25 protein-coding genes are annotated in these 25,545 nt (G+C 35.2%); all 25 read right to left on the reverse strand.

Features of this window, described 5'->3' with window-relative positions:
• Positions 1–32: 32 nt before the first annotated feature.
• Positions 33–1,205, reverse strand: coding sequence for a DUF4097 family beta strand repeat-containing protein (locus QNH69_RS00840; protein ID WP_282928754.1), 1,173 nt, complete (start codon positions 1,203–1,205; stop codon positions 33–35).
• A complete protein-coding gene (locus QNH69_RS00845) occupies positions 1,195–1,617 on the reverse strand; it encodes a hypothetical protein (protein ID WP_282928755.1) in 423 nt (140 codons plus the stop codon). The genes QNH69_RS00840 and QNH69_RS00845 overlap by 11 nt, the downstream gene beginning before the upstream one ends.
• Positions 1,610–2,347 carry a tRNA pseudouridine(38-40) synthase TruA gene (gene truA, locus QNH69_RS00850; protein ID WP_282928756.1) on the reverse strand — a complete coding sequence of 246 codons (738 nt, stop codon included), beginning with the start codon at positions 2,345–2,347 and terminating at the stop codon, positions 1,610–1,612. The genes QNH69_RS00845 and truA overlap by 8 nt, the downstream gene beginning before the upstream one ends.
• The gene (locus tag QNH69_RS00855) at positions 2,344–3,138 is read right to left on the reverse strand and encodes an energy-coupling factor transporter transmembrane component T (protein WP_282928757.1); all 795 of its coding nucleotides are present in this window, start codon (positions 3,136–3,138) and stop codon (positions 2,344–2,346) included. The genes truA and QNH69_RS00855 overlap by 4 nt, the downstream gene beginning before the upstream one ends.
• Positions 3,131–3,988, reverse strand: coding sequence for an energy-coupling factor transporter ATPase (locus QNH69_RS00860; RefSeq protein ID WP_282928758.1), 858 nt, complete (start codon positions 3,986–3,988; stop codon positions 3,131–3,133). Before QNH69_RS00860 ends, QNH69_RS00855 begins: the two co-directional genes overlap by 8 nt.
• Positions 3,985–4,806, reverse strand: coding sequence for an energy-coupling factor transporter ATPase (locus QNH69_RS00865; protein ID WP_282928759.1), 822 nt, complete (start codon positions 4,804–4,806; stop codon positions 3,985–3,987). Before QNH69_RS00865 ends, QNH69_RS00860 begins: the two co-directional genes overlap by 4 nt.
• Before the next feature lie 8 nt (positions 4,807–4,814).
• On the reverse strand, positions 4,815–6,230 hold the full coding sequence (locus QNH69_RS00870; RefSeq protein WP_349252245.1) for a peptidoglycan binding domain-containing protein: 1,416 nt from the start codon (positions 6,228–6,230) through the stop codon (positions 4,815–4,817).
• Between the two features lie 12 nt (positions 6,231–6,242).
• The gene (locus tag QNH69_RS00875) at positions 6,243–7,370 is read right to left on the reverse strand and encodes a class I SAM-dependent RNA methyltransferase (RefSeq protein ID WP_282928760.1); all 1,128 of its coding nucleotides are present in this window, start codon (positions 7,368–7,370) and stop codon (positions 6,243–6,245) included.
• A gap of 95 nt (positions 7,371–7,465) precedes the next feature.
• Positions 7,466–8,278 (reverse strand): alpha/beta hydrolase, encoded by an 813-nt coding sequence (locus tag QNH69_RS00880; protein WP_282928761.1) that lies wholly within the window; start codon positions 8,276–8,278, stop codon positions 7,466–7,468.
• Entirely contained in the window at positions 8,279–9,658 is a 1,380-nt protein-coding gene (locus QNH69_RS00885; protein ID WP_282928762.1) for an FAD-dependent protein, read from the reverse strand. It lies immediately after the preceding gene.
• A gap of 118 nt (positions 9,659–9,776) precedes the next feature.
• Entirely contained in the window at positions 9,777–11,558 is a 1,782-nt protein-coding gene (locus QNH69_RS00890) for a G5 domain-containing protein (protein WP_282928763.1), read from the reverse strand.
• A 38-nt stretch (positions 11,559–11,596) separates the two neighbouring features.
• The gene (locus QNH69_RS00895; RefSeq protein WP_282928764.1) at positions 11,597–15,646 is read right to left on the reverse strand and encodes an InlB B-repeat-containing protein; all 4,050 of its coding nucleotides are present in this window, start codon (positions 15,644–15,646) and stop codon (positions 11,597–11,599) included.
• Positions 15,647–15,997: 351 nt separating this feature from the next.
• Complete coding sequence (gene tnpA, locus QNH69_RS00900; protein WP_084593708.1) at positions 15,998–16,498, reverse strand: IS200/IS605 family transposase; 501 nt, start codon at positions 16,496–16,498, stop codon at positions 15,998–16,000.
• 171 nt (positions 16,499–16,669) lie between these two features.
• Positions 16,670–17,215: a TIGR01440 family protein gene (locus QNH69_RS00905; RefSeq protein WP_349252246.1), complete on the reverse strand. Its 546-nt coding sequence runs from the start codon at positions 17,213–17,215 to the stop codon at positions 16,670–16,672.
• A 161-nt stretch (positions 17,216–17,376) separates the two neighbouring features.
• Positions 17,377–17,652 carry a hypothetical protein gene (locus QNH69_RS00910; protein ID WP_282928766.1) on the reverse strand — a complete coding sequence of 92 codons (276 nt, stop codon included), beginning with the start codon at positions 17,650–17,652 and terminating at the stop codon, positions 17,377–17,379.
• A gap of 90 nt (positions 17,653–17,742) precedes the next feature.
• Positions 17,743–18,450 carry an aldose epimerase gene (locus tag QNH69_RS00915; RefSeq protein WP_282928767.1) on the reverse strand — a complete coding sequence of 236 codons (708 nt, stop codon included), beginning with the start codon at positions 18,448–18,450 and terminating at the stop codon, positions 17,743–17,745.
• 1 nt (position 18,451) lies between these two features.
• Positions 18,452–18,964 (reverse strand): ferritin, encoded by a 513-nt coding sequence (locus tag QNH69_RS00920; protein ID WP_282928768.1) that lies wholly within the window; start codon positions 18,962–18,964, stop codon positions 18,452–18,454.
• A complete protein-coding gene (locus tag QNH69_RS00925; RefSeq protein WP_282928769.1) occupies positions 18,957–19,268 on the reverse strand; it encodes a hypothetical protein in 312 nt (103 codons plus the stop codon). The genes QNH69_RS00920 and QNH69_RS00925 overlap by 8 nt, the downstream gene beginning before the upstream one ends.
• A 62-nt stretch (positions 19,269–19,330) precedes the next feature.
• The gene (locus QNH69_RS00930; RefSeq protein WP_282928770.1) at positions 19,331–19,978 is read right to left on the reverse strand and encodes an epoxyqueuosine reductase QueH; all 648 of its coding nucleotides are present in this window, start codon (positions 19,976–19,978) and stop codon (positions 19,331–19,333) included.
• 73 nt (positions 19,979–20,051) lie between these two features.
• A complete protein-coding gene (rpsI, locus tag QNH69_RS00935; protein WP_282928771.1) occupies positions 20,052–20,444 on the reverse strand; it encodes a 30S ribosomal protein S9 in 393 nt (130 codons plus the stop codon).
• Positions 20,445–20,454: 10 nt separating this feature from the next.
• Positions 20,455–20,895, reverse strand: coding sequence for a 50S ribosomal protein L13 (gene rplM, locus QNH69_RS00940; RefSeq protein ID WP_282928772.1), 441 nt, complete (start codon positions 20,893–20,895; stop codon positions 20,455–20,457).
• Between the two features lie 188 nt (positions 20,896–21,083).
• Complete coding sequence (locus QNH69_RS00945) at positions 21,084–21,881, reverse strand: ABC transporter permease (RefSeq protein ID WP_282928773.1); 798 nt, start codon at positions 21,879–21,881, stop codon at positions 21,084–21,086.
• Positions 21,878–22,702, reverse strand: a complete 825-nt coding sequence (locus tag QNH69_RS00950; RefSeq protein WP_282928774.1) for an ABC transporter permease — start codon at positions 22,700–22,702, stop codon at positions 21,878–21,880. Before QNH69_RS00950 ends, QNH69_RS00945 begins: the two co-directional genes overlap by 4 nt.
• The gene (locus QNH69_RS00955) at positions 22,699–23,772 is read right to left on the reverse strand and encodes an ABC transporter ATP-binding protein (RefSeq protein ID WP_282928775.1); all 1,074 of its coding nucleotides are present in this window, start codon (positions 23,770–23,772) and stop codon (positions 22,699–22,701) included. Before QNH69_RS00955 ends, QNH69_RS00950 begins: the two co-directional genes overlap by 4 nt.
• A 9-nt stretch (positions 23,773–23,781) precedes the next feature.
• On the reverse strand, positions 23,782–24,816 hold the full coding sequence (locus QNH69_RS00960) for a spermidine/putrescine ABC transporter substrate-binding protein (protein WP_282928776.1): 1,035 nt from the start codon (positions 24,814–24,816) through the stop codon (positions 23,782–23,784).
• Positions 24,817–25,545: the final 729 nt, after the last annotated feature.

A 25,545-nucleotide genomic window follows, 5' to 3' on the forward strand; every position in this document is an offset into this window, starting at 1 on the left:
ATGCTAAAAAAAATAATTAAGCCCCTAGGAACCTAATTATTATTTTCTTCACCTTCACTTTGTTCTTCATCTATATTTTCATCTGTCGTATCGGTTTGACTGCCATCATCTACATTTTCTTCGTCTGTGGCTTCTTCATCGTCTTCGACATTTATATAATCGTATTTAGATTCTTCTTTTTCCTCTTTGTTTGACTTGTTGGTTATATATTCTTCTTCATCAAGTATTGCACCCTCGCCTTTGTTAAAGATTATATCGCCTACTCTAGTCTTTAGGGTGATCTCTTTTTTGGCCTTATTATCTCTTGCAAAACCATTCTTGATATTTCTATAAGAAACATTGCCCAAGATAAAGTTGCCAACTTCAAGATTTGCTTTGATATTATAATTATCAATGGTGTCAGTTGATTTGATTATAATATCCCCACTTTGGGTTGAAAAATCAGATCTAGCACCTATCTTGCCCTCTTCTATGCTTATATCTCCAGCATTTGTTGCAAGTTTGGTATTCATCAGCTCTGTATTAGTAAGAATGATATCACCAGCTTCATTTGTTACAAAGCCTCCAAAGAAAGAATTGTCAAAAGTTATATGACCGCTTTTTACATTCAAATCCAAATCTTTGACCTCTAGGTCGGTGATTTTCACATCACCAGCCCCAATTTTAGCCTTAATTTCTTCTATTGGCTTGTCATTTGGCAAGAAAATCCTAACAATTTGGATTTTGTTTTTCATATTCAATTCCTTGCCTTGGATGTTGCTCTTAAGGTTTAAGACTCCATTTTCATAGGATACATCAACAGTATAGATATCTTCTTCACCCTTATAAAGGTGGGTGTATTCTATGTATGGATTTGTTGTGGACTTTTGAATTCTAACATCAGCAGTCTTAAGATCTATGTTGATTTTGTTGACTTGGTTTAAGTCGACTCTCATGATATTTGACCCTGTATAAGAATTCTCGTCAATAACTTCACTTGTCTGAAAATCCTTATTTTTGGCTGCTTGGTGATTATTAAAGTAGTAGAGAGCTAGTAAGGCTACTATAGCGACTAGGCCGACAATTAAAATATCTCTCTTTGTCTTCCTAGTCATATGTTTTTTTCGTGCCTTTCTTGGCTTTTTCGTCTTAACTTCAACTTCTTCAACTTCTTCTTCAAGTTCGTCTTCTTGATATTTATTTTCTTCGTTTATATTATCTGTCATTGTTTCCCTCGTTAGGATTCTTCTTCATATTTTCAAGGATAAATAGGAAAGTTGTCAAAATTAGTATCCAGCCTATGTATCTTATGTCTATTTTATCATTTATTATAAAGGGCTTAAATATATATTTTTCAATCTTTGTTAGAGACTCTTGTCCCTTAAAATATTCTAGAAGAGAAAAGATACTAGCTATATTATAAAATGAAATTACTAGGTAATAAATAGCCTTTGATATTTTCAAATTATTTTCCCTTATATATGCCCCAACAATCAATAAAATAAGACTTGCAAGAATCGCAAAAATTATAAGCCTATCTTTAGTAATGAAAGAAAATCCAACTATAACAAATAGAATTAAAGATAAGGCCTTAAGTTCCCTTTTGCTATTTATTTTTTCCTTATTTGTATCAGTCATAATTTATGCTCCATAAATATAAGCCCTGGGGATTTAATGTTGGGTTTGCTTTCTTGCCATTTTCAAAATAAGCTTTTAAATCGTCAATTGAAAGCTTATTTCGGCCAAGCTCTACAAGGCTTCCACACATGATTCTCACTTGGTTGTGCAAAAAGCTATTGGCTGTAAAATAAATTTCAATCTTATTTTTATCTTCTCTTAGATAGCAATCGTCAATTGTCCTAATAGTGTTTATTTCTAGATTTTTATCAGCCCTCATAAAGGCTTTAAAATCGTGCTCACCCTTTAAGGCAAGAAGTCCTTCTTCCATCTTTGATATATCCAGAGGATAGGTTATATGCTCCATATACTTTCTGTAAACAGGATGCATGACTTTTCCTGTGTAGATTACATATTTATAAGTCTTATTTATAGCCGAAAACCTAGCATGAAAGCCTAGATCAACTTCCTCTGCCTCTAAGGCCAAGATATCATCTGGAAAATAGGGGTCAAGGTGAAAGTTGAATGCATTAGGATTTATAGGACTTGCTGTAAGAAAATTTACATATTGACTCTTGGCATGAACTCCTGCATCAGTTCTTCCTGCAGCAATTATCCTATTATTTTCACCAGTGACCTTGTGGATGGCCTTCTTTACTTCATCTTCCACATTCCTATGGTCATTTTGCGATTGAAATCCGTGAAAACCACTTCCATCATAGGCAATTTTGAGTCTAATATTCTTTATCATATGAAGCGTTTGACGATGATTATAATACAAAATCCTATAAATAGGAAAAGTGTCGTATAGTCTGTCCTATCCATATATATTTCGTTTAATTTTGTACGCTCTTCGCCAATCCTATACATACGAGCTTCCATAGCTGTGGCAAGTTCATCAGACCTTTTAAATGAGTTTATAAATAGTGGCACAAGTAGTGGAATCATAGCAACAGCCCTATTTACAATGTTGCCTGACTCAAAATCTGCTCCTCTAGCCATCTGAGCCAAGCGAATTTTTTGGGCCTCATCAAATAAAGTTGGAATGAATCTTAGAGAAATACTAATCATCATTGCAAGTTCTCCTGCTGGAAAGCCAAAGCGTTTTAATGGTGAGAATAGTTTTTCTAAACCATAGGTTAATTCCATTGGGCTTGTGGTATATGTTAGCACAGATGTTGATAAGATTATCAATATTAGTCTAAGTAGTGTAAAGGCAGTTCTGTATATGCCCTCATAAGTGATATTCAAAGGTCCAATATTTGCAATAACCCTACCTGGTGTTGTAAATAAATTAATGATTCCAGTAATAATCATGATAAATAACAAGGGTTTTAGGGACCTAATTACACTTTTGATTGGAATTTTTGCAACTCTTAGCATAGCAATTAGCAAGGCTACAAAGGGTATGAATGTTATAAAATCATCTACAAAAAATATGGTGATTATAAATAGAAAAACTCCTATTATTTTCACCCTTGGATCTAGCCTATGAATGAAGGTATCAAAGGGCAAATATTGACCTATACTTATTTTATTCATGGCTTACTCCTAAGTGTCTAGAAAGCTCCGCAACTGCTGCATCTATAGTGTAGATATCATCTCTGACATCTTCACCCTTTGCCTTGTAGGCTCTCATAAATTTCGCAATTTGTGGTATGTCTAAACCTATGCTCTCAAGATCAGCCTTGGTAAAGGTATCATAGGTTGAGGCATCGCTAAACATCTCTCCCTTATTCAAAACAACAACCCTGTCCACATATTCTGCCACATCTTCCATAGAATGGCTAACCAAAACAATGGTAAGTTCTGGGTCATTATTGTAAATATTTATTATTTCGCTAAAAATTTCTTCGCGTCCCTTTGGGTCAAGGCCAGCAGTAAGTTCATCTAGGACTAGAACTTTTGGGTTCATAGAGATTATCCCTGCTACAGCAACCCTTCTTTGTTGGCCACCTGATATTTCAAAAGGTGAGACATCCTTGTAAGTTTCATAGTCAAGTCCTACCTTTTCCATAGCAACTTTCACTCGCCTATCAATCTCATCTTCAGATAATTTCATATTTTTAGGGCCAAAAGCTATGTCCTTTGCTATTGATTCTTCAAATAGCTGGTGTTCTGGATATTGGAAAACAAGACCCACCTTAAAACGTACATCTCGCCTCTTATCCTTATCCTTGGTGTTTATACCATCTACAATAACATCACCATGGCTTGGTAATAAAAGGCCATTTAAAAGCTGAACCAAGGTTGATTTCCCTGATCCAGTTTGTCCGATTAGGCCAATTATTTCGTGGCTTTTAATCTCTAAATTGATATCTTTAAGAGCATATACTTCTCCAACTACTCCCTCATTGTAAATGTAATCCACATTCTTTAGTTCAATATTCATATGCTCTCCAAAAATTCTTCAATACTAAGAGGTAGATTATCAAAATCTACCCCTTTCTCCTGTAGTTTGTAGGCAACTTCTGTCACTTGTGGAACAGCGAGTCCTAGTTTTTTCATAGTCTCAACTTGGGAAAATACTTCTAATGCCGAACCCTCAAGAGCTTTCCTTCCCTTATCTAGGACAATTATCTTATCAGCCTTGATAGCTTCTTCCATATAGTGGGTGATGTATATGATTGTTTTGCCATAGTTCTTGTTAAGTTCAAGAACTAAGTTTATTACATCTTTCCTACCCTTAGGATCTAGCATAGCTGTAGGTTCGTCAAAGATTATATAATCGCTCATCATGGCTATAACCCCAGCTATAGAAACTCTTTGCTTTTGACCACCAGATAGAGTTGAAGGATTTCTCTTCTTATAGTCATCCATCCTAACTAGAGATATAGCCGAATCCACTCTTTCCCTAAGCTCTGGGTTTGGTATTTGTAAGTTTTCTACACCAAAGGCTACTTCTTCTTCAACCGTAGTAGCTACCATTTGGTTGTCGGGATTTTGGAAAACCATAGAACATTTTTTTCTCACATCCCATATTTTATTTTCATCTTTTGCATTTAAATCATCTATCCATATGTCTCCACTACTTGGAAGTATCTGGGCATTAATTAGTTTGCCAAGGGTTGATTTACCCGAGCCATTGTGACCTAGGATTGCAACAAAGTCACCCTTGTTGATGTCAATATTTAGTCCATCAATGGCCCTGTGGCCCTCATTTTCATCATTTGATGGATAGATGTAGGTTAAATTTTCAATTTTTATCATTATATTTCCTAATAAGTCATAGCTGGTGAATAGTTGGTACTTGATTCATAAACTACAACTGGTGTTAGTGGGTCGACATTATCAAATAGTGTCTGAGCTACAGATGGTGGTAGGTTATAGCAACCGTGAGATCCATTTGATAGGTAGATTTGTCCACCAAATGCTCCTCTCCAAGGCGCATCGTGGAATCCTTCCCCATCCCAACCTGTTGGCATCCAATATTTAACTTTGGTATTGTACTCAGTTACCCTATCGAAATTTTGTCCCTTAAGGTTGGTGTCTCTCACCTTTGCTTGGATGGCACCTACTCCGACGTTGCTTGCCCAACCATCGTGAGGAATTCCTGTAACAATATCAGATTCTACGATTAGCTCACCATTTTTGTAAAACCACATTCTTTGGCGGGATAGGTCGACCTCAACATAAGTATCTCCTATGTCCTCTCCAGTATCTGTACGAGTGTAGGCTTGATTGCTATATACTGGCTCAATATCGCCACTTTGTCTTTGGTTTACAAGCTCATATATCTTATCAATAGTAGCATCTACATCAAGTTTAAAACCATACACTCCAGGGCCAACAACTATTGGTCCTATGCCAGTTGCGTTGAAGTTACGACTTTTACCATAGGTATTAGTTGCCTCTGCCATATCACTTACATAGGCTAAGACCTTGTCGTAATTTAGTTCATAACCCTTATCTGTGAAGTCCATCAAATCTATAAGGCTAGCACCCTCAAGTTTGTAGTCAAAACCATTAAAATTAAATTTGATAGACATATCATTTATTTTTTTAGAATCTGCAACTATATCTTGCAATTCTTTTGAATCCGACCTTACTTTTGGTCCTATATAAAAACTATCATCCAAGGCTATCTTGTTATTTTTGGTATTTATACTATCAATAATTTCTTTTTTTAGCTTAGCCTTGTCAACTTTGTTACCTTCGACTTCTTTTTTAACAACAAATTCATTATTTTCTATAGCAATCTTTGCATCTTCTGGCTCTGTGATGCCATTCATAAGCTTTGAATCATCTATGATTTTGTCAAGCTTGTCCTCGTCATAAAAGACCCTGTATTCAAAATCATAGTATTCTTTCCTGCCTGTTATTAGTGATACTGGCCATACAAAGGGATTTTGATCAATTTTTGCTTGGCTAGGTAGTTCTACCTGATAATCTATATCTTCTGGTTTGATAGTAAGATTTCTATCATCTCTACCTGTGATTTCAAGATTGAAGTTCTTAGGACTAGTAGCCAATGCCTCCTTTTTTGAGGCATAAGAAATATCCCTACCATTTAAGTATGTTCCTGGCAGAGCTATAAATGAAAATATAACTGTTACAATCAAATATATAGCTAATATAAATAAAAGTATTGATAGGCCTATTTTTTTGCCATCATTTTTCTTATTCTCAGTCAAGATTTCCTCCGCTTATTTATTTGTTGGTTTCTTGCCAAAATATTGATAGAAATCAACTTTTTGACCACCATTATATAATTTTCTCTTCTTTGAAAGTTTCTTCTTAAAGCTCTTATCGAAGTTTTCGTCACTTGCTATAAAATACAAGGACCAAGTATCTAAATTCTTAAACTTATCATTGATCTTCTTATAAAGATCGGCTGTATCAAAATCAGAAAGCCTCTTGCCATAAGGAGGGTTTGATATCAATATCCCATAATCATCCCTTAGGGCAACAGATTTTATATCTCTTGTAATAAAGGAAATATCTTCGCCCACGCCAGCATTTATGGCATTATTTTTAGCAAGGCTAATGGCCCTGCCAGATATATCCGATCCAAGGATGTTGAGTTTTACATCGTAATCAATGGCATCTAGAGCTTCTTTTTTGGCCTTTTTGTAGCAGTCTTTATCTATAAAAATAAAGTTTTCAAAGTCAAAGGACCTATCGATACCTGGAGCAATGTTACGAGCCCTTCTTGCAGCTTCGATTAATATTGTTCCTGACCCACAAAATCCATCAAATAAAAATCTTTCTGGATTGTAGAAGGATAGGTCTACAAGTCCTGCCGCTAAGTTTTCCCTAAGCGGAGCCTTTACAGAGTCCTCCCTGTAACCACGTTTGTGGAGTCCATCGCCAGATGTATCAATCAAAACACTTGCCATATCTTTATTTATAGAAACTTCTATTTGAACTCTATGAGAAGATTTGCTAAAGTGACTAATCTTATACTTAGTCTTCATTGATTCAACAATAGCTTTCTCGCTTATAGATTGGATAGTTCTTATAGAGAATAACTTTGACTTATAAGTTCTAGCATTCACATTAAAATTAGAATCTTTTGCTAGAAAATCCGGCCAATTTATCTCTTTTATCCCTTCAAAAAGCTGATCAAATTCTTTTGCCTCAAAAGTCTTAAGGATAAGATAGACCCTGTCAGCTTCTCTAAGATTAATATTAAGTTTTCCTAGATCATCCAGATTTGCATCAAGGATGATTTGCCCATCACTAAGCTTAAATTTTTCATAGCCCATATCCTTTAGTTGCCATTTAACCAAAGATTCTAGGCCAAAGCTAGTTGTAATCATAAATTTAGTCATAGTATTATTATAACAGCTATTTCAAATATTTCACCCAAAATACAGCCTTCTTTTATTTAATTTCACTAAAAAAGCCACATTTTTTGTGGCTAGTTTTACTTATTCTCTTCAAAGAACTCATACATTTTGTCAAATATTATTTGCCTGTGATCGTAGTTGGTAAATGAGTGGTCTGCCCCATCAATTTCTTCGTATCGGCAGTGTGGAAAAGCTTTATTTAGCTTCTCATTTGAATCTCTAAATACAAGCTCGTCTTGGTTACCTCTAAGGATTAGGACATTTCCCTTATATTTTTCTGCTGCACCGTAGATATCATATCTTAAGAAGTCCAACCAAAATCTCCTGTGAAGCTTCTCCCCACCTATATCCATATCTTCTAGGTCTTTGATTTTTTTGATCTTCTCTATTTCACTTAAGTTACTATATTCATCTTCTACTCTGATTTGGACTGCAACCTTTAGATAGTCAATGTTATTCATATCGCTAGCTGGTGCAAGTAGGGCTATGGCCCTTGGGTTAATTTTCTCTCCTATGAGAGTTGATATAACTCCTCCAAGTGAGTGGCCGATTAGATAAATCCTATCCTTATCTACATATGACCTAGTCTTTGTGAAATCATAAATCATATTGGCTTCGTAAAGCTCTCTTGTGACTGTCATATCATAAAAATCACCGTCTGACTCATTAGTCCCAGAAAAATCAAATCTTACTACTAAATATCCTCTTTGGGTGAGATGTTTGGCGTTTTGAATCCTCATCCAAGTCCTGCCATCCCTATTCCCACCAAAGCCGTGGTACATTATTACTGTTGGATATTTCTTATTTTTATCAAAGTCATCAGGAGTATTCACTACCCCTCTTAGGACTACGCCATCTTTTTTTGAAATTTGCTCGTAAAAATATTTCACTTAATTTTCTCCATTTAGGATCCTTGCCATCTCTACTCCAGATGCAGATGCTTGGGATAGAGAATGGGTTACGCCTGAGCCATCTCCTAAGCAGTATAGGCCTTTTTGTGATGTTTCAAATTTATGGTCAACGTCTACTACGGAATTGTAGAATTTGACTTCTATACCATATAATAGTGTGTCGTCATTTGCCATGCCTGGGGCGATTTTATCTAATTGGTAAATCATTTCAATGATGTCATCAAGCTGTCTTTTTGGCATAACTAGAGAAAGATCTCCAGCTGTAGCATTTAAGGTTGGATTGGTAAATGATTTTGCCATACGTCTTTCTGATGACCTACGTCCCTTGACAAGATCGCCAAATCTTTGCATAAGCACTCCCCCACCTAGCATATTTGAAACTTTTGCTATAGATTCGCCGTACTCGTTTGAATCCTCAAATGGTTCTGTAAATCTATTTGTTACTAGAAGAGCAAAGTTTGTATTTTCTGTTCTTAGGTCAGGATCTGTGTAAGAGTGGCCGTTTACTGTAAGAATACCATTGGTGTTTTCAGTAACAACTTGACCATATGGGTTCATACAAAAGGTCCTTACCACGTCGTTATATTGTTTGGTTTGGTACATTATCTTTGCTTCGTAAACATCATCAGTTATATGCTTGAATACTTCAGCAGGAACTTCTACGCGAACTCCAATATCAACCCTGTTTTTCCTGGTTGTTATATTGAATTTGTCGCAGATTTGAGATACCCATTTTGATCCAGATCTCCCAGATGCAAGAACAAGGTCTTTGCAAGTGTAGGTCTTACCATCATCTGTTTTTACAGTATATTCTCCATCTTTATAGCCGACATCTGTGACCATTGACATAAATTTAAAATCTATGTCATCTTTTACATAGTCATAGATTTTTTGTAAGATTACCTTGTTTCTTTCTGTACCAAAGTGGCGAACCTTAGCATCAAGTAAGTGGAGGTCATACCTTAGACACTTAGTTTTAAGGTCGTTTTTATCTGTAGAATATAACTCAAGGTCGTTTCCACCATCAAATTCCATGAGAACTGAATCCACGTATTCCATAAGTTCCATAGCCTTTTTTTCGCCTATGTACTGGTGCAAATCTCCACCAAAGTTGGTTGTTATATTGTATTTACCATCAGATAGAGTACCTGCTCCACCAAATCCATACATGATATTACATGGCTTACAGCCTATACAATGGTCAACTTTGCCCTCTGTTATAGGACAAGTCCTCCCATGAACCTTCCTACCTCCATCAATTACTAGAACTTTTTTATCAGTATTTAGCTTTTTGAATTCATAGGCCATAAAAGCGCCTGCAGCACCAGCTCCAACAACTATCACATCATAATCAGTCATATTTTTCCTCATTTCTATTTTAACCTAAAATATTATACAAGAAAGCCCAGAATTTACAAGTTTTTTGCAAATTTAAAGACCAGGCCTTTAGCCTGGTCTAGTCGGATAAACTTTAATTTTATTTACGTTTCTTGCTAGCAGTTAAGCCAATAATTGATGCGCTTAGAATAGCTGTGATGTGAGTCAAGCCTGCAATACCAGTTTTTGGATTGGAAGCTTTAGTAGCGGACTTTATTGTTTTTACTTCTTTAGCATTTTTATTAACTTTTGGTACTTTTATAGCCTTTACACCTTCTTCTAAAGGTTTTTCTTTAATAGAATCTTGATTTTTTATATCTTTTTTATTTTCTTTTTTATTATCTTTTACTTCTTTTTGATTATTTTCATTTTCCAAAAGTACATTAGAGATTTCCTTAATACCTTCGTTAATTTCTCCTATTAGCTCATCAACTTCCTTATTCTTTTCGTTAATACTTTCTACTTCAGGGACAAGTACAGGTTTTTCGTTAACTGTTGGAATTTCTACTTCCTCAATTTCTTCAGTAGGGATTAGTGGAATTAAAGAATTTTCGCATTTTTCTTTTATTTCTTCTGCTGGAGTTAGTGGAATTAGTGGGAATTCGCATTTATCATCTTCTACTTTCTTTGTTCCATATTCTACAATATGGTTTTGTGCCATGCGCTCAGCAACTTTTTCCCTGCTGATTTCTTTGCCATTACCATCAAGAACGACCTTGTATAGGGTATATCCAGCAGAACCAACTTGGATTATTCTTTCCTCGCCTACTTTTAGTTCTGGATTTGCAATTCTTTCTTCTTTGAAGTCTGTATACTCAAACTTGTAGTCGATAGTTGTTGCGTCTTCAGCGTCTTCGATTGGGGTAAGTGGAGTATCTTTTTTCGTTCCAATCCTCTTGATTCCTTTTTCAGCCTTTGGTGATGGTAATTCTCTTGTTTCAAGAAGTTGGGCAAATACTTGACCATCTTTTCTGGTGTATTTGATTCTTGTCACTCTCTTGCCAATAACTGGTTCTTTTTCGATTACAACCTTGCCTTCTTCTAGGCTATCATCTTCAATTATTTCATAGCCTAGGTTGATATCTTCAGTTTCGGTATCATACCATTCATCTTGTGTTGGTAGAGGACCATCTGTATGTGTTTCACCATCTTTTTCTAGTGCTTTAAAAGAAATTTTTGTACCATTTATGGCATCTGTTTCTAGTTCCGAAACAGTATAGAGTTTGCCATCAACTTCAACTAATGTATAGCCAGCATTGCCCAATTGGTCAATATTAAATACCAATTCTTTGGTCTTAGGATCTTCTATTAGAACATCTCCAGCTTTTGCTGGCTTGCCATCAATATAGAACTTTGGTGTTCTATTTCTATATGGGAGATTGGTTTCAGGGTTCAATTCCCCATCATGAGGTAATTCATTGACAGAATCACTATTGAAATCTACTGAAAATCCTTTATTGGCATCCCAATAAACCATTCCATCAACTTTTCCCTCTCCCTTGTCATCAAGCCAATTGATTTCTAGGTCAGTATCATAAAGTTGGATTAACTCAAGATTGCCATCATTATTTGTCCTTAGTTTTGCTTTTTCCTTGTGGGACTCATCTCCCTTGTCAAAGATTTCTTCATCTTCAGTATGTTCGATTGAAGTAGTGGATTCGTCAATATCAACATCTCTTGTTTCTTCAGTATCCCAATCTTCAATCTCAAGTGGATATTTTTTATCTGGGAGTGCATTCCAGTCAAATTCTGTATGGTTTTCTTTAGTGCTATCAATACCTATTGCCTCTACTGTAGTTTCATCTGCATGGGCTAGGGTGTTTTGGCCAAGTACCAGGCTTGTTGATAGAACTAGGCCCAATACTATGTTTTTCTTATTCATGGATATCTCCTTTATTGAAGAGCTAAGAGGATAAACTCTTAGACTCTTGTCCTAATTGCTTTTGATATTTCGTTATTTACAATGATTTCTATTATTACTTTCTCACCAGCTTCTAGTGGTCTACATAATGAAAGGGTATATATTTCCTTGTCTACTTGCTCGATTGTAGCTTCGATTTCTTCGTCTGAACGTGTTTTTACAAGGACCTTATCTATATTGTGTGAGCTTATAAGAACCATCTTGTCTCCATCAATACTATCTAAGGTAAATCTTAGATTTTCGTTAAGCTTTGGACCCTGTGGTTCTTCTGTTTTGACTTCTTCAAATATTGCGGTGTAAGTTAATCTATCTTCAGAAGCTTTCCATTCTACAAATTTGTAGCCTTCTTTAGCTTCAACTTTTGGAGCTTTTTCTAGTGGATTTTCACCTTCAGCTAATTCTACTGATAAATCACCTGTAGCTATTCCTTTTTCTGAGTCAACTACGAAGTTTATAGTTTTCACTTCTGGTGCTTTTTCTTCCCATATACCGGTGATTGTTACATCTTCTTTTACTTCAAATTCTTCGCTAGCTTCTTTGTCAGCTTGACCATCACCATCAATATCCCAACCTTTGAATTCATATTTGTCTTCTTCTTTTACTTCTGGTAATGTGATTTTTGTTCCTGACCAAACATTTTGTTCAGCTGGGACTTCATTATTTTCAAGGCTTACATTGTGTTTAAATTTTACTGTTACTTTTTCTTCTTGACTATCTCTTAGGTACCAGAGTGGTTCTCTATGGTCTGCTGTTCCTTCGACATATGGTCTGTGGGATACTTTTTCAAAGTCAGTTTTGTTTACATCATCGTAAGCTATTCTTCTAATTGATCTGTCCACATGTGGTGATACAGCTGGTTTTACAATGTATTGGTTGTTGTAATATGTTCCAACCTTATCAATGGTATTTTTTTCGTTTGGTTCTTCTGGGCCTTTGGTTAAGGCAAGACCAATTGCTTGGTAGTCAAAGTCATTTTGATATAATTTTCCACCTGATAGGTCAAGGTCAACTCTTGGTAATTCTTTTTGTTCACCTGACTTAAATCCTGCACCTGCTTTGATTACGAAGTAGTCATTAGCTTTTATAGTCCCTGATAGAGGAATATTGTAAGCATATTCTGGTCTCCACTGTTTAGAAACGTGTAGGTTGATTCCCGCTAGGTCAATGTCTGTATCCGATTTGTTTTGGAGAATCACATAGTCATTTGCATAGTATGATTGTTGCAAACCTCCTCCACCATAGATTTCATAGATGTATAGGCCTTGTGGTAGTTCGATTTTTGGCTCTTCTTTTTCAACTTGAACATAAACATCTCTAGCCATTGTCAAATTGAATGGATACCAGTAAGGATCAATTCTTTCACCTACACTTACTTCTTCTAGTCCACCGCCTTCAACATGTTTTTTTATTGATACAATCTTGTAGCCTTCAGGTATTTTGAATTCAAAATCATAGTCACCCTTGGTTAAACCACCACCATTTGCCCTGTTTGGTGTTAGGAAATAAGGATTCTTTGAATTTTCTCCTGCCAATACTCCTTCAAGTCTAGTATTGTCCCTAGGATTTATTGTAGCAAAGCCAAATCCTTCTGTCAGAGTTTGAAGATTGTCTTTATTTTCAAAGTAATCTCCTTCGTGGAAGTGAACTGCGAACCTGCCATATCTACCTTCCCAGTAGCCCTTTACAGTCATGTCTTCAGTGACTGTGAATGTATCCCCAGGATTTGCATCAGCCTTGTTTGGATAAGCCTTATCAAGTTCCCAGCCCATAAATGAGTAATCACCAAGAACTTCTTCATCTAAACTTGGCAACTTTATTTCTGTTCCTACTGGGACGTTGATTGGATCAGGGAGTTTTGCACCATCAATATTTTTATCAAATTCAAAGTTTACTGTAACTTTTTCTTCTTCTTTTTCCTTTACTTCAACATAGATAGAATCAACCATGGTTAGATTAAATGGTGCTTCTGGTCTAGGTAGTGAAATTGTTGAACCATTTTCTATTTCGATAACGCCGTTTGATCCTGTATCTCTAGCAATTCTTACTATTTCATAGCCTTCTGGAGCTGTTACATTTAGGGTGTAGGTTCCTTTTACAAGACCATTGTTAATACTGATTTTTCCTTTACTAGAAGAATTTTTACCTTCAGTAATTTGGCCTGATTGTTGGTTTTCTACACTAAATCCACCACCTGCAAGTTGGTCATCTTCTAACTTAGTAATCTTATCTCTGTTTTCAAAATTATCGTCTATAAATTGGCCGGTATGGAATGTTAGGCTTACTTTGCCGTAAGCACCTTCCCAAATACCCATAATAGTAGTATCTTCGTCTACTGTGATGGTATCTCCTGGGTTTAAATTAGGTGTTGCATATTTGTTGTTGCCTTTTGCCCAACCTAGGAATGAGTAGCCATCTTTTACTATAGGACTTACTTCTGGAAGAGTAATCTCGCTACCAACTTTTACTTTTTGAGCTTCTGGAACTGTTACTCCTGCAATGTCTTTGTTAAATGCGAAGTTAACTGTAACTTTTTCCTCTTCTTCCCAAACCGCTGTAAATACAACATCAGATTCTGGGTAATAAGATTGGTCAAAGTTTGTTATAAGTCCAGTTACTGGATTGCCTTCTGCGTCAAATAAAGTTCCCTCTACTTTCCAACCTAGGAATTTATATCCTTCACGATTAACATCTTTTAACTTTATTTCTGTTTTTTTGGTAAAGCCTGGAACAGTTATTTCATTTACACCTTCACCAGTTAGGGTGACGGTATATGATTCCTCTACTGGTTTTTTGCCTATAATCACATCGAAATTAACTTCAGGAGCTATAAAGTGTGAGTCGAATTTTATCTCAATCTCAGCTTTATCTTTTTCTTTTAGCTCAACTTTTGTAATAGCTTGATTTTGTGTATATTTTTCTTCTCTTAGATTAACTTCTTTGATAAATTCATTGCTATCCAAACCTTCAACTCTCAATGTATAGGTGTCATTTTTAAGTTGTAGGAGTGACATTTTGTGAGTTTGAGCCTCTCTTTTTACACCATAAGGGAATCTTCTTTCTTCTGTGTCAGTCCCCTTGATGTAAAGCTTATATTGGATTCCACTAAAGGCTGTGCCATCTTCTCTTTTTACATAAGCTTTAATTTGTCCACCTTCCATTACTTTCCAGCGTACTTTTAGAGTGACATCAGATTTTGGATAATAATCAGTGAAAGGATCTGCTCTTTTAATGTAGTCAATCCTGTTGCCATCCTTATCCTCAAGCTCGCCTTCAACATCAAATCCATCGAAGTGGTAGCCATCTTTGTAGAATTTATAATTGCCTTCAAAATCGATATTATAAGCCTCACCATTTTTAACTATCTTTGTTTTTAAATCTTCATTCACTTGTCCACCATTTGGGTTGATGGTGACAGTTGACTCCTTTGGTGTGACTTCTGGCTTGCTTGTTTCTTCTAGCAAATAATCTAGGGAGCTCTCATTTAGGCTGATATAATCAAAGTCTTTTGCGTTATCATCAGTATCTGTATCATTAATTCTTCTTATGGATCCATTGTTTGACGCTGCTACTGATGGTGAAGCTTCTCTAAATAGAGCTGTTCCCACTCCCACAAGGTCAATAGTATTGGCTGCTGATGGCTTTTGACCATCTCTTGTTAGGGCAATGGCAAAATTTTTCGCACCTATTCCCATATCTTTAGCCTCTATATCTTTTCTTGGCAAGGCTTTTGCTGACTTATTAAAACCTTCTTGGGCCTCTACTACATAGTATTGGCCTGGTTTCAAGTTTCCAGTTAGGGCAATCTTATCTTGCCAGGCTTTTGCTGACCCTCTATGAACATATAGTCCATCAAGTTTCAGATTTTCTGTGCTTATATTTTTAAGAATAATGTAGTTATTTTTAAATGTTGCTCCACTATTTCCACCACCTCCATACACTTCATATATAACAACAGTATCGCTTGCTGCTTCTACAGTCTGTGTATTGGTTAGTGTAAGTGCAAGTATCATTGCAAATAACACTCTTACAAAATTTTTCAGTTTTTTCACAAGCTGAATCCTCCTTTATACTTTCTGATTCTTATAATAACTAGTATTTATCAAATATAAATTCGGAAAATGTAAAATCATCTTTAAGAAGATCGTTTTTTTGTAAAATTTTATTAATATTTAAAGTTTCATTAAGTATTTTGATTTATGGATTCAGCTCATTATTTTATAAGTTTTTTAAAATTTATTAAATTTATCTTAAGACTAAGGCCAAAAATTTACATAATCAGAACTACCAGCTTAGCTGGTAGTTTCCACAGCGCCTAGAAGGCGCGAATACCGGCACGCCCCTATTGGGGCTCCGAGTATTATCTCCACATGCACCACTTTCTCAGCTTCTGCTTAAGCAGTTTATTTATTGCTTCTTTTTACTGACTCTCCCGTAAACGGGTCATAGTATTCCTTGATACTTATTTGATCCGCATAATAGTCTTCTTTTAGTTGATTTTGTATATATTCTTTTATCATTTTCTCATTTCGCCCTACTGTATCTACGTAATAACCTCTACACCAGAAATGTCTGTTTCCATATTTATATTTTAAGTTTGCGTGTCGATCAAATATTATTAGTGAACTTTTTCCTTTTAGATATCCCATTATTTCTGAGATACTATATTTTGGTGGTACTTCTATAAGCATATGGACATGATCTGGGCACAGCTCCGCTTCTATTATGTTTATTCCTTTTCTTTGACATAGTTCTCGTAGTATTTGACCTATGTCTTTTTTTAGTTTCCCATATATTTCTTGTCTTCTAAATTTCGGGGCAAATACTATATGATATTTACATCTCCATTTTGTATGTGATAAACTATTGTTGTCCAATTTATTCTCCTTGTTTTTATTGTGCATGTGGTTATCACAATTATATTACAAGTGAGAATTTTTTGGTCTTGAAGCTAAAGCTTAATCCCTCCACCTGCATAGCAGGTGGTTTTTTGTTTCGCTCACATTCGTTCGCTCAACTCACTTAAGTGAACGCAAAAATAAAAACACCTTAGAAAAATCTAAGATGTTTAAAATCTACTTATATATTGCACGCTCTCCTCCAATTAGTTTTGGTCTGGATTTTAGGGCTGTTACCCTGGCTTTTCCAATGTGTTTTTCTTTTAGCCTTAGTGGAACTTGAACAAATTTTACGTGCATGCCAATTTCTGTATCGCCAATATCAATGCCCGCATCAGCTATAATGTGTTCAACCATAACCGGGTCATTAAACTTCTTATAGGCGTTAACTGCAAGTGAGCCACCTGCATGAAGGGCTGGAACGACTGATACAATCTCAAGCCCTCGTGTCTTAGCAAGTTCTCTTTCAACCACAAGGGCTCTGTTTATATGTTCGCATCCTTGAACTGCCAAGTTAATTTTTCTTTCATTTAAAATTATCAAAAACTCATCTATAACAGCTTCTCCAACTTCAAGTGAAGAATCCTTACCAATAGCACCACCTACAATCTCACTAGTAGATCCACCAAGAACTAATATATCATCCTCGCCAATACCAGAAGCATCGATAACTTCTAAGAGGGCCTTATGTACTTGTTTATAAATTTTATCCAAATTTTCCAATTTATTCACCTCAATATAATCACTATACAACAAAAAATAACTTTATAAATCATAAATAAAAAGTGAAATCTAGGCAAAACGAATCTTTATTTTTTGCCTTTTCACCCTAACTTAGGCATATAAAAAACCGCCACAATTTATAAACTGTAGCGGCTATTATCTTACTTGTACCAATATTTACCTTGACCAGCAAATTTTTGGTAAAGGAAGTATCCTGCTCCTCCCAAAAGTATTATTGGTAGTAATTTTATTACAAGGCCTAGGCCTAAGCCTAGTATTGTTAAAGGTATTAACAAAATGCCAGCAATTATTAAAAATGGTAGTAGTAGAACACCACCAACTAGTCTTAGGACAAAGCCTAGAATAGCAAATAAAATTCTAAAAACAAATGCACATATTAGTCCACCTGCTATTAAAAACAAAATTGTTGTAAGCATTTCATTCTCCTTCGATTGTTTTAAATTTCTTAATAGTATTATACCACATTTTAAAATAATTCAATAGATATTTGAAAATATTTTATAATATTAATCAAGAACTTTAATTTCTATTTTTAATTCGAAATCAGATCCTGGACTTAATTTATATGTTCGCTTACTTTGATTAGAAAAGGCAGTAGAATTATATGTCGGTTCTACGCATATATAATCGCCCTTAAAATCTGTCCAAAATACAAATTCATTTACATTTCTAATCCCTTTAACCACGATGTGATTGTCATTTGATGAAAATTCTTGATAGTCAGATTTGTTATAGATGCTATTTGGCAAATCCTCTTTGTTTATTTGTATATCATTGATTACAAAATCTTTGTGGTCAGAATAAAAATAAGGATGAAAAGCTGGTGCAATAATCTTATCACTTTGACTTTGATTTTCTATTTTTATGCTGGCAAATAGTGACTTATTGGTAACTTCATAGATAAGTGTGAATAAGGTATCTTCATACCCTCCCTCACCTTCTAATGAAAGTTTAATGCTAGATCCACTTGATTCTTCTATTTTCCATTCTCTATCCCTACAAAAACCATGAGCAGGCAAGTTCTCATCAATTGTAGAAACACCAAAATTAGGGGCACACACATGCATGCCCCCTCTAACTTTCAATTCATCGCCAATTTTTACCATTAGCTTTGGGAAAAAAATCGGCTTGTCTCCTAGCTTAAGTGAGTCGATATATCCACCATTGGTGTTTACCCCTGCTATTAAGCTAGAATTAGAAATTGTTTTTTTCATATTATTGTGGATTTACATCAGGAGCTTCTGCTGGGCCTCTCTTGCCTAGTTCATTATCAAGCATATAAACTGAATGCCAGTCATCTCCAACTCTTTCAAGTCTTGTTAACATCTTTGTGAAGTTTTCTTCTTCTTCAACTTGTTCATCGATGTACCATTGGATAAATGAGAATACACGATGATCACTGTCACGTGCTACATCAGCTATGTGGGTGATTCTTCTTGTTACTTCTTTTTCATGTTCTAGGGCAGATTTTATAACATCAGTTACATCGCTATATTCAGATTTTGGTTCACTAATTGCTGCATAATGTGGCTTATATCCTACTGATTGAAGGAATTTTCTCATGCCTTCACCATGTAAAATTTCTTCTTCAACTTGGATGTCAAGCCATGATGTGAATCCATCTAGGTCCAAATCATCTGTATAAGCGCTCATTGCCTTGTAAATATAAGCAGATTCATACTCAAAGTTCATTTGTTCATTTAATAAATCTAATACATTTTCACTCATTTTTATCTCCTTCATTCATTTCTAAAAAATTGTCATACAGAACGTATATTCCATAAAAAGGTAAGTTATTATCCAATAAAATTTTTGCTATTTCGGGTATATTTTCCAAAAGAACCTGTATTGTAAAGGTATTTTTGCCCAAAACAAGAGAGTCCTTGGAAAGCAAACTCTTATCTTTAATTTTGGAATAAACTTCTGTTATCCCATCTCTGTCGAAAGAACATCCTATATCAATAGTTACAGGATAAATCTCGCCAGAATTTTCTCTATATTCTATTTTCTTAATTAAAGATACATTTTTCATGACAAACTTCCTCTTCTTATGTTATTATACAAATACCCATATAAAGAAAAAAAACACAGATTTTATTCATCTGTGTCATTTTTTATATTTTCTTTGTATTCTTGCATCTCCTTGTAGGAAAATACACATCCGCAATAAGATTGCCTGTACAAATCGTATTTTTTTGATAAATCTATGGACATTTTATAGCCATTTCTTTTTTTGAAATCAGCATATAAGTATTTGACTTTATATTTTTCTTCCAAATCTTTGCCTATTTCATTGATCCACTTGGAGTTTTTGTATGGTGAGATAGACAAGGTTGTGCAAAAATAATCGTAGTTATTTTCTTTGGCGTATTTGGCTGTTTCTTCTAGCCTAAGCTTATAGCAATCATAGCAAGCCTTACCCCCTTCTGGAGTGTCTTTTCTGACTTTTGCTATATCAGCAAAGTCTCTCACATCGTTTTCTGGTACTATAAGCTTACCATCTAGACCCATGCGCTTAGCAAGCTTATCCACTTCCCTTGTTCTCTTAAAAAGCTCGCTTGCTGGATATATCATAGGATTATAATAATACATATCTATATCAAAATCCTCCTTTATCCTATACATAACAGTTGTAGAACAAGGGGCACAGCATACTTGCATCAAAAGTTTTGGCTTTATTCCATCTTTTTTATTCTTTTCTATTATCTTTTCCATTTCGAGGTTGTAGTTTATGTTGTTCATAGTTTAAATTATACCATTATTTTTTCCCATAAAAAAAGCACATAACTTGTATGTGCTTGTGATTTTTGTAATATTATCTCTTTGAGAATTGTGAAGATTTTCTTGCCTTCTTTTGACCTGGTTTGTATCTTTCTTTTTTACGTGGGTCACGTGTAAGAAAACCTGCTCTTTTTAGAGCTTGTCTATAGTCAGGGTTTACTTCTAGTAAAGCTCTTGCAATAGCATGTCTGATTGCTCCAGCTTGACCATTGTATCCACCACCATTAACATTAACTTTGATATCATAGCTGTTTTCATTTTCTGTTAGTTTAAGTGGTGATTTTACTATAACTTTTAATGTTTCAAAGTCAAAGTAATTGTCTAAGTCACGTCCGTTTACAACAATATTTCCGCTGCCTGGTCTCATTGTTACTCTAGCAACAGAAGATTTTCTACGTCCGGTTGATTGAATAATTGTATCTGCCATTTAAATCTCCTTACTTTAATTCCAATTTTTCAGGCATTTGAGCTTCGTGATTATGCTCTGGTCCTACTACTACTCTAAGTTTTTTAGCCATTTGGCGACCTAGTTTGTTGTGTGGTAGCATACCAACTACTGCATGTTCAACGATTCTTTCTGGGTGTTTAGCCATCATATCTTGGTATTTTGTGATTTTAAGTCCACCTGTGTAACCTGAATATCTTTTGTATTCTTTTTGGTTTTCTTTGTTACCAGTAAGTCTGATTTTTTCAGCGTTTACTACAATTACGTAATCTCCTGTATCCATATTTGGAGTAAATGTAGCTTTGTGTTTTCCTCTTAAAATTGCTGCAACTTGGCTAGCTAATCTACCTAGCACCATGTCTTCTGCATCTACGACATACCATTTTCTATCAATGTCTAATGCACTTGGTGTGTAAGTTTTTTGATATTTCATCAATATTCCTCCTATAAAATTTTCGCCTATCACATTTGGACACCGCAACTGATAGGTGGCGGCTGTACTCGTCCTGACATTTGTTTTTAAAATCGCTTACAGGAAGCGCGATTTGATCGAAAAGTTTCATAAGAAGAAACTTTATAATCGACTGATATATATTACTATATATCAGGCATTTTGTCAAGCTAGGCTGGCATAAATGAAGGATTTTCTTTATTCTTGCCAAAGATAGCTTTCCTATTTTGTAAAAACAAAAATATGAATACTATGACAAATATTATTGCTGATAGGGCATTGATAGATGGGTTGATTCCTCTTCTTGCCATGCCGTATATGGTCATAGATAAGTTAGATACACCATTTCCTGATGTGAAATAGGATATGGCAAAATCATCTATGGATAGGGTAAAAGATATCAAAGCTCCAGCTAAGATACCATTTTTGATATTTGGTATCAAAACTTTTCTTATGGCATATGACGGTGTCGCTCCAAGATCTAGGGCGGCTTCTATGATATTTTTATCCATAGCTTCTACCGCTGGCAGTACTGTCAAAACAACATAGGGTATACAAAACATAATGTGGGATAAAATCATGGTAATATAACCAAGTTCCATCCTTAGGAAACCATATAGGCCCATAAGAGATATAGCTGTGATGATATCTGGGTTTAAAACTGGTAAGTAGTTGATATTTAATATCATGTTCTTGCGTTTGCCACGTAGTTCTGATATGCCAATAGCTGATAGTGTCCCTATGATTGTAGCAATTATTGTAGCAGCCACTGCTACAATTAGTGTAGTTCTTACAGCTCCTATAATCTCTGGATTAGAAAATAGGTCTACATACCAATCAGTTGTAAAACCAACCCAGCGGCCACGTAGTTTACTGTCGTTAAAAGAAAAGACAATCATCACTACAATTGGTGCGTACAAAAATAAAAATACAAGGATAGTGTAAAAGCGTTCTAGAAATTTTCTCATACTATATCCCCCTCTAAGTCTCTACCAAATCTTCTTTGAACTGCAAGGGCCAAGATTAGAATGAGCATTAGAATTATCGCAGTTGCCGATCCAAATCCCCAATTGCCAGTAAAAGTGAATTGTTGGTCTATGAGGTTTCCTATCATATAAACTTTTTGTCCACCCAAGAGGTTTGATACAACAAAGGTTGATATGGCTGGTATAAATACCATTATAATTCCTGTATAAACTCCTGGAAGTGAAAGTGGAAAAGTTACTTTTTTAAATACTGTCTTTCTATTTGCTCCTAAGTCCAGAGCAGCTTCTATAAGGTTTGGGTCAACTTTTCTAAGGGCATTGTAAATCTGTATAACCATAAAGGGCAAAAATTCATAAATCATGCCCAAAACTACAGCTGTTGGCGTATACATTATTCCAAGCGGGTCCATGCCAAGGCTTGCTAAAAACCTATTTAATACACCATTTCTGCCCAGAAGTGTAATCCAACCATAGGTCCTTAAGAGTAAATTTATCCACATAGGCATTATAAAGACAAAGATTAATGATGAAGCCACATTTTCATCCATTCTAGAAATTATATAGGCAACAGGATATCCTATCAATAAACATCCTAGTGTCGCTAGAAAAGCTATGAGTAAGGTTATTCCAAGCATTTTTAGGTATATAGGCTCAAAAAATCTCTGATAATTTCTAAGGGAAAATGTGAAATTGTCAAAAGCTATAGATTCTGACCCGTTGAAAGAATACATAAGTATCAATATCAGCGGCAATATTATAAAAACTCCCGCCCATACTAGGTAAATATTTAAATATTTTTTCATGATGGCTCCTCAACTAATGGGTTATCATAAGGATCTGCCTCTATTGTAGGCTCTTCCATAACGTGTATAGCATCAGGGTCTATGGCAACTCCTACCTCACTGCCTATTTCTACATTTTCTGGATTGTGGACATTTATAGAAAAATCTTCTCCACTTACTTTGATATTGTAATAAGTTCCCTTAAACATTGTATTTTCAACAATGCCCCTAAGGCTAGCGTCATTTGATAGGTAGAGGTATTCTGGACGAAGCATAACACTTACGTCCTTGCCTGGCATAACCTTATCTACACATGGGAATTCGTGGTTTAAAAATCTTACCTTTGACCTATCGACCATCTTGCCCCTAAAGATGTTTGAATCTCCAAGGAAATTTGCAACAAAGGCATTTACTGGCTCTTCATAAATGTATTGAGGTGTTCCGTATTGCTCAATGATTCCCTTATTCATTACCGCAATCTTATCTGACATAGAAAGAGCTTCTTCCTGGTCGTGGGTTACGTATATAAAAGTAATTCCAACTTCTTTTTGAATATTTTTTAGTTCAACTTGCATCCTTTTTCTTAATTTTAGGTCCAAAGCTCCCAAAGGTTCATCAAATAGTATGATTTCAGGTTCGTTTACCAAGGCACGAGCAATAGCAACTCTTTGTTTTTGCCCACCTGAAAGCCTTGATATATCACGGTTACCATATTTAGCCAAGTCAACTAAGTCTAGGGATTTTTGAACTTTTATTTTGATTTCTTTTTCAGGAACTTTTTTTATCCTAAGGCCAAAGGCAACATTGTCGAATACATTTAGATGAGGAAAAAGGGCGTAGTTTTGGAAAACTGTATTTATATTTCTCTCATTTGGTGGAAGCTTTGATATGTCTTTACCTTCAAAGATTACCTCTCCACTATCTGGCTTTTCAAAACCTCCAATAATCCTTAGAGTAGTTGTCTTGCCGCATCCTGATGGTCCTATTAAAGTTAGGAACTCTCCTCTTTCTACCGATAGATTGATGTCATCTAAGATCTTTTTTCCATCAAACTCTTTGTTAATTCCAACTAAATTTAGTACTTGACTCATTTCCCCTCCTTAATAGCTTGCTAGGACTTCCACCCATTTGTCGTTATAGACTTGCATAAATCCTTCTAGGTCCTTGAACATCTCAAGTTTTGGCAATTTATCAAAATCGGGATATGCAATATCAGAATCAGCAATATAAGATGGTAACTTTTCTCTAACACCTGATACAACTGACGTGAAGCCTTCCATCCACTCAGCATTCTTTGCAGAAACATCTGGGTCTGTAAAATAATTTATAAAAATCTCAGCATTTTTTTTATTTTTTGCTCCCTTTGGAATAGCCATAGAATCTACTTGTAGGTTCATTCCCTCTTCAGGAATCACATACTCAAGGTTTTCATTTTGACTTTGCATTAAAAGCGCATCCCCAGAATACATAACAGTAATCGCCGCATCACCTTGGACAACCAAGTCCCTAGCCTCATCGGTAAGATAAGCGTAAACCAATGGCTTTTGTTTGATTAACTCCTCTTTAGCTTCTTCTATTTCATCCATATTTGTAGTATTTATAGAATAACCAAGTTTTTGTAGGGCAACCGACATAGAAAGCCTTGGCAAATCGTACATTATAATCTCACCCTTATACTTGGGGTCCCATAAATCTGCCCATTTTGTTATAGGTTCTTTGATGATATCCTTGTTATAAACTATGCCAAAATGTGATGAAAAATATGGCACTGTGTATTCATTATTAGGATCAAAATCAAGGCCCTTGTACTTATCCTCTACATATTTAAAATTAGGGACATTAGAAAAATCAATTTTTTCAAGCATGTCATTTTTCTTAAGTTTTTGAACCATATAATCTGACGGAAAAATAACGTCATAGTTATTTGATGATTGGGATAACTTTATAAACATCTCTTCATCAGAAGTAAAAGTTTCATAAACAACATCAATCCCCGTTTCCTTCTCAAACTCAGAAATCAAATCCAAATCAAGATATTCACCAGCATTAAAAACAACAACCTGGTTTTTTTCTCTTGATGAGCAAGATGATAGTAATAATATTAAAGCTAATATTAAAAAGCTCTTTTTCTTCATAATCCCTCCTTTTAAAGTTTAAAATATTTTTTTTATTTTGTTAATTGATTAATTATCTTTTGGTTTATTTATAGTTTAAGGATATGCCGTTGCACCTCGGGGGATAGGAATTAGGGGTAGCGGAGACCCCTTTTTCCTTTCCCCCGATCCCCCTATACCTTATACACCCCCTCCGCTCCTGCGGAGAGCAATGAGCAGTAGAAGTTCGCTCCGCGAATTCTTTTGTTTTGATTGTATTGTGTTACTTACTGCACCATAAAGCTTAGAAATACAAATATATAGGCTTAGGGGTGCGAAAATTGCTTTGTTTTCAAATTGAAGAATTTCGTTAAGAAATCGCACTGTTTGAGCGTAGCGAGTTTGCGATTTTAGAAATTCAAGATTTAGAAAACACCAATTTTTGAAGTCTATAAGATGGTTTCACCCTATCATATAGCAAGAATTTGCACAGCAAATTCTTACACATTCCAGCACCACGCAGTGGCCGTTTCGAGGGGGTAGCGGAAATGGGGGGTTAAGGGGGAAAACCAGTTGGGGAGAATCGGAACTCCCCTGGGTTTTCCCCCTTAGGTCGAAGGAACAACCTTAAACTACAACAAAATAAAAGACATATTAATACAAAAAAGTATTTAATTAAATTTTATAAATATTCCACAATTAACTAAATAGGTCCCTTTAGGTCGAAGCTATGCCCTTAAATAGCGAAAAAACATAAGATAATCAACCATT

Origin of the sequence: Anaerococcus sp. Marseille-Q7828, assembly GCF_949769285.1 — a bacterium.
GTDB lineage: Bacteria > Bacillota > Clostridia > Tissierellales > Peptoniphilaceae > Anaerococcus.